The 5,902-nt window shown below is 59.1% G+C and carries 5 protein-coding genes and 2 pseudogenes; 2 read left to right on the top strand and 5 right to left on the bottom strand.

The window, feature by feature from the left end; all coding sequences use genetic code 11:
* A partial coding sequence (locus tag AC1DU9_RS29220; RefSeq protein WP_477811215.1) for a GAF domain-containing sensor histidine kinase occupies positions 1-1,445 on the top strand: 1,445 nt, incomplete at its 5' end.
* A 57-nt stretch (positions 1,446-1,502) separates the two neighbouring features.
* Here AC1DU9_RS29220 and AC1DU9_RS29215 read toward each other — a convergent pair.
* Positions 1,503-2,000, bottom strand: coding sequence for a helix-turn-helix transcriptional regulator (locus AC1DU9_RS29215; protein ID WP_223458962.1), 498 nt, complete (start codon positions 1,998-2,000; stop codon positions 1,503-1,505).
* A gap of 388 nt (positions 2,001-2,388) precedes the next feature.
* Between AC1DU9_RS29215 and AC1DU9_RS29210 the strand changes: the two genes are divergently transcribed.
* Entirely contained in the window at positions 2,389-3,258 is an 870-nt protein-coding gene (locus tag AC1DU9_RS29210; protein ID WP_477811214.1) for an AraC family transcriptional regulator, read from the top strand.
* A 460-nt stretch (positions 3,259-3,718) separates the two neighbouring features.
* On the opposite strand, the gene AC1DU9_RS29205 is transcribed toward AC1DU9_RS29210, so the two are convergent.
* The 4 genes and pseudogenes from AC1DU9_RS29205 to AC1DU9_RS29190 all read right to left on the bottom strand — a co-directional run.
* Complete coding sequence (locus AC1DU9_RS29205; RefSeq protein ID WP_223458964.1) at positions 3,719-3,874, bottom strand: hypothetical protein; 156 nt, start codon at positions 3,872-3,874, stop codon at positions 3,719-3,721.
* A pseudogene (locus tag AC1DU9_RS29200) lies at positions 3,861-4,019 on the bottom strand (ubiquinol oxidase subunit II); the annotation flags it as partial. The gene AC1DU9_RS29205 and the pseudogene AC1DU9_RS29200, both read right to left, overlap by 14 nt.
* Positions 4,020-4,451: 432 nt before the next feature.
* Positions 4,452-5,606, bottom strand: a complete 1,155-nt coding sequence (locus AC1DU9_RS29195) for an alginate O-acetyltransferase AlgX-related protein (protein WP_477811213.1) — start codon at positions 5,604-5,606, stop codon at positions 4,452-4,454.
* Positions 5,606-5,902 (bottom strand): annotated as a pseudogene (locus AC1DU9_RS29190) (MBOAT family O-acyltransferase); the annotation flags it as partial. The gene AC1DU9_RS29195 and the pseudogene AC1DU9_RS29190, both read right to left, overlap by 1 nt.

Here is a 5,902-nt window from a genome sequence, read left to right as displayed (position 1 = left end):
ATATTTGCCTACCCAACGGGCTGGTGTCGGGTGCCACCCACCATCTGCGTGTCGCGCGCGACTGCTACAACCTGTGGGGCGCCGAAGCCAAGGCACGTCAATTGGAAGCCTTGCACCCGTTTCTGAGTGCGCAGCCGTCGTTCGAGCCGGTCCGGCCTGTGACCCAGGTCCGCCTCGATCTCGAAGTGGGGATCGAAGCGGCGCGTGCACTGTCGCAGGAAGTTCTGCTCGACCGACTGGTCGAAACCCTGATGAATCACTTGATGATTCAGGCCGGTGCCGACAATGGCGTGCTGATGATCGTCAGCGGCGCCGAACTGCAACTGGCGGCGACGGCTTCGGTCGAAGCCGGCAATGTACGGATCGCTCTGGACGCCGGGCAACCGCTCGAACAGATGGCGCCGGCCTCGGTGCTCAACGCTACGATGCGCACGCGCACGCCCCTGGTGCTCGACGATGCCCGGGCCGATTGTCCCGAGGCCTACAGCGCCGATCTGCGCCAGCGCCAGGTGCGGTCGGTGTTGTGCCTGCCATTGCTCAAACAAGGCACGTTGATTGGCCTGGTGTATCTGGAAAACAGCCTGGTCCCCAAGCTGTTCAGCGCCCAGCGCCTGACCATGCTGGAAATTCTCGCCTCTCAGGCCGCGGTGTCACTGCAAACCGCCAAGTTGTATGAACAGCTGGTCGAGGACAACCAGCTGCGCGCGCAGATGGAAGCGGACTTGCGCAGTTCCCGGGCGGAACTGGCGCGTAGCTCGCACCTCAAGGTCATGGGCGAGCTTTCTGCTTCGATTGCCCATGAAATCAGCCAACCGCTACTGGGCATCGTGTCCAATGCCTCGGCCAGCCTGCGCTGGCTCAAGCGTGATCAGCCCGATCTGGAAGAGGCGATTCAGGGGCTGGAAGACATTCGCTCGGACAGCGCCCGCGCCGCCGATATTGTCCAGGCGCTTCGCGTACTCGCCAAACAGATGCCGTTGCAACGGTTGCCGATGCAAATCGATCACTTGATCGGTGAGGTCGTACGCCTGACTGCCACCGACCTGGCGAACCGCAACGTGAACCTGGAAACCCGGCTCGATGCGCAATGCCCGGTGTCGGTCGACGCGGTACAGATCCAGCAGGTGGTGTTCAACCTGATCACCAATGCGCTGGAGGCCATCGCCGGAGCAGGGTTGCCCAATGGACGCATCATCATCGGCTCAGCGGTAAAGGACGCTCATGTCCAGGTCTGCTTCCAGGACAACGGGCCCGGAATTGACGCACACCAGCGCGAGCAGATCTTCGATGCGTTCTACACCACCAAAGGCAGCGGCATGGGAATGGGCCTGGCCATCTGCAGGTCGGTGATCGGCGCGCACGGCGGGACGCTGGTGGTCGAGGATAGCGAGCAGGGCGCCCGGATTTGCTTCTACCTGCCACTGGCACCGGCCAGCGCCGGATAAAAAAAGGCCGCATCAGCGGCCAAAGGGGAGGAGTTCGTGTTGTCGATCTCGATCAGTTCAGGCGTGCAGTTCCTGCGCGCGGGACTGTCCCATGCCGTCGACCAGGCTATCGCGAATTCTCCATTCGGGTATGTCCCGATCAATCACTGGTGGCTGGCCAGGGTGGCTCGCTACATGCTCAAAGGCCCGGCGCCATGCCTTGGGTGTCATCCCTTCCAGGCGGCTGAACGTGCGGGTGAAATGCGAGTGGTCTGCAAAACCGCATTCATAGACGACATCGGTGATCGGCATCGAGGTGATCAGCAGGCTTTTGGCTTTTTCGATTTTCATTATCACTAGCCAGCCTTGCGGCGAGTGGCCGGTAACCTTTTTGAACGCCCGGGAAAAATGGCTACGGGACAGGTTGCAGTGTTCGGCAATCTCGCTGATGCGAACGCAACTGCCCATGTCACGCAGCATCAGCTCCTTGGCGCGGCGCTCCTGCCAGCCGGACAGGGCACCCAGCGGCCGTACAAGGGGGCATGGATGGTTTGAAATCACCGATTGCGGGTTCATGGCGGCTCTCCTGATCGTTCAGGAAAGTCTGTCCGCCGGGGACATTTAAAGTCCTTAAGCAAACCTTAAGAGTTCTGAAATCCAGTGTCGGTTGCAGTGTGTCCTTCCATGCCGCTCAGCTAGCTGTCAATTGTTGGAAGCGAATGACGAATGACGGATATTGGCCGTTTTTTGCCAGTCATGAAGGGCTACATGCGACCCAATATCGGTCGTACAGGATTTACAATCGGAGGCTCAGATGAACTGCCCGGTAGCCTTCAAGGCGGTGCATCCAAGGCGGCCACGTCGAACAGGCAATTCAATCGCGACCTGAGCAAACACGGCTAGGCGCGGGCACGCCCGTATAGTCGACTCTATTGCCTACCGTATTTCCCGGAGCCTCCATCCAGTGTCTGACTTGCTGAGCAACGCCACCTACACAAAACGCTTCGACCTGGTACTCGCCTACATCGAGGCCAATCTCGAAGGTGACTTGTCCGTGAAGACGTTGAGCCAAGTCGCGAACTTTTCGGCGTTTCACTTTCATCGACAATTCACCGCGTTCGTGGGCGTGCCTGTTTCACGTTATGTACAACTGATGCGACTACGACGCGCGGCGCATTGCTTGTCTTCCCTCGCGGATTGCTCGGTGCTGGACGCCGCTTTCGGTGCGGGTTTCGAAAGCCCCGAAGCATTTTCCAGGGCGTTCAGGCGGGCGTTCGGTACCACGCCGAGTGCATTCAGGAAGCAACCGAATTGGCAGGTCTGGAGTGCGGTGTTCACCATCCCTCATTTTTCCAGGAGCATCATCATGCAGATACGAATTGTGGAGTTTCGCGAAGTCAGGGTTGCAGCATTAGAGCATTGCGGAGCGCCCGGGATCATTAATGAGAGCGTGCGTAAATTTATCGAGTGGCGCATGCAGAGCGGACAGTCGCCGGTGGCATCAAGTCGCAGCTTTGGTATTCCTTTCGGCAACCCCGATACGACCCCGGCCGAAGAGTTCCGGTTTGCAATCTGCGGCGAGATTCACGAGGCGGTAGCAGCGAATGAGTTCGGCGTAACCGAGAGGGTTATCCCTGGCGGGCGCTGCGTCGTGGTGCGTCATGTGGGCTCTACGGATCACATCGGCGAATCGATCTATCCGATCTATCGCGACTGGCTCCCTACCAGCGGCGAGGAGCTTCGAGACCAGCCGCTGTTCTTCGATTATCTAAGCATTTCCCCCGAGACACCGCAGGATCAATGGCAGACCGATATTTATGTGCCTTTGCAATAGCGGACAGGTCGCTGCTGGTTTGAAACGATCGTCGTTGAGTTCATCGTTGTAAGCTGCCTCTCGCCAATGGGGACAGCGGGACGGGACAGCGGGACAGATTTATTTTCCATGACCTGAATGCCCTCTTCTGGCTGACTTCTGTCGGTCATGATGGGCCGAAATCGAGCCGAAGAACGCTCTCGGCGATGTTTACGAAACTATGAAGGCGGTAGGGAGCCAGTCGCTGCGCAGGCTGGAAAAGACAGCGTCGACTCGGTTGGTGGGTGCTCGCAGGTCGAAGTGAGCACAGCACTGAGTTGATCGCCCACCTGCTTGTTCACCACTTTCACATCTACATACAGCAGGTAATGGCCTCTCACCCGAGAGTCCGCCAGCACATGGCTGTTCAGAAGTTCGGCTACCCATTGCTCCAGGCGTTCGCCGACACCAACAGGATGATTTGCTTTTTTTACCGCACTCGTCAGAGCGTTCCAAAGGTCAACTCCATCGCCAGTACAGCGGACAACGCCAGCATAATCAGCAACGCGATAAACATCAGGCTTAGCTGAGCGATCTGCTTATAAAGGGGGATCGGCGTTTTCGTGACTCGTGCAATTGATTTATTAGAGGAAGCCATCACCCATTCTCCCTTTTGCGCCCAATACGTAATCGCTCCAGAAGGAGTACATCAGGATCACCGGCAGGATGAACTGCGCGCCGATCAGGGCGAACAGCCGACTGGTGGCCGGTGATGCCGCCGCCCACAGGCTGACGGATGGCGGGCCGAAATCATCCAGCGGAACGGCGTTGGCGGTAGTCAGGGTAAGGCGCATCGCACAGGGCGGGCTTGACCTGAGCAGCAAGGCGATGGAGTTGCATGGTGGTGTCGCACGTTTCATTTTTCACCCCTCGCATCATGCCGAGCCCGCCGTCTCCATGATGTCCGGGACGACAACTGTTGCGGGTACCAGGGGGGGGCTGCAACTTATGAGCCATTTCAATAGGGCAAAGGAAAAATTCAAATGAATGAACAGGCTCTGAGTGTTTGAAGCGAGAGAAAAGGGGGAGGGGGGAATATTCCTCAAATCAGGTGGTGAACGCCCGGTTGGGTGGGTGAAATGCCCCATTTATGGAGATAGCCCCGGCCCTTTTCACCGACCGCTTTGGGTAGGGGTTTCTCGTACCCGACGGCGGTTCGACCGGATGCGATTGGCCTACCGCAACGAGCGATAGGCAATGGGGTCGATGTACGCCGACTGCAGGTCCCGCTCCGGGATCTCCCAGATGATTTGTTTTGGCGGCGTTTCTTTGGAGGCCGGGTTGTTGAGGTAGCTGTTTGCAGCACCAGAGAACGCTCCGCCGTCTTTGGCGAAGTTACCTACGGGGGCGCCCAGTGCCTGCTGCAGAAACCCTGCGAAGTTGGAGTTGCGTGAGAATGAAGTGCCGATGAGCACGGTATTGGGGAGGTCGGCATCGCCAAAGAGGTCTGCCTCGGTGTCAGGGCTGGCGGCTGACGCAACGGGAAGTTCGTGGGTGCTGGTCTGGGCGACCATTTCGGCTGCAGGTTGCCATTTGAGCGGCAGCCAGTCGATGCCCGCCAGATGGACCAGGTCGCCAGGTCGCACCGCGAGCGGGGCATGACTTTCGTTAAACGACCTGCGTGGCGTTGCGCTGATGCCCAGGGTCTTCAGGCGCTGTGCGACGGCCTCGGCCGCTGCCTTTGCGCCGGATTCGCTCCAGTGCGTATCGGTGCGCAACCAGGCACTGGCCCCCAGTGGCGTCAGCGCACCGGTGAGGTCCAGATTCGACACGCCACCCACATCCAGCTTCGAGGTCCAGGCCTGGATGCGCCCTTCGAGAGCGGCCGGGCGGTGCAGTGCGCAAAGCTCCCCGGAAGCGATGCGGCTCTTGTCTGGAACGATGACCACCAGCAGGCTGATGTCACGTTGGGAGAGCTGCTGCTTTAGATCAATCACGGCCTGGGCTTTGGCATCGGCATTGCGCTGTGCCTGGTGATTGATCTTGAGTTCATCAGCCAAAAACAGCCAGTCAGGACAACCCGAACGAACCCTCGGCCCGGTGTCATTGAGGAGCAGCCAACTGACACCGCGCTCCAGCTTGGCGAAGGTCGTGGGAAAGTCAGCGTTCGACAGTTCCTTGGCGATCCGATGGGTGATATCGCCATCAAGAATCTGCGTGTTCAGCACTTTATCGGGTAGCAGTGAGATCTGCCCTGAAACGATCAGACGGCCAGTGGACAGCAGGCCGACGACCAGGAATATCAGCAGCGCCACGCCGGCCAACTGACTGCTGCGTGTCGCCAGATCATCTGGCTGAGTGGGGGGCGGGGTGTGCTTTAAGCTCGTCATCAGAATTGGAAATACAGGAAGGGTACGGTTTCGCGACTGGCGATCAGTGCGAACGACAGCATGAAACCGGCAATGGGCCAAAGGGCGGCGGTGTAGAGCGAAAGGCCGCCCAGTTGTTTCTCACAGTAAGGGCGCAGCAGCGGTGCGACGACACCGAACACTCCCAGCAAACCCGCAAGGCCGTGCACCGGGCGCAGGGTCGTGGACAGKTCGTCACCGAGGGCGATGCCCTGCAGACCGAACTGTCCGGCATACAGGCTCAGCGCGCTATGAAAGTCGGGGGCGCGGAACAGTGT

This window comes from Pseudomonas sp. P4_C1, from assembly GCF_056402155.1.
This window is presented reverse-complemented; position numbering and strand designations above follow the sequence as displayed.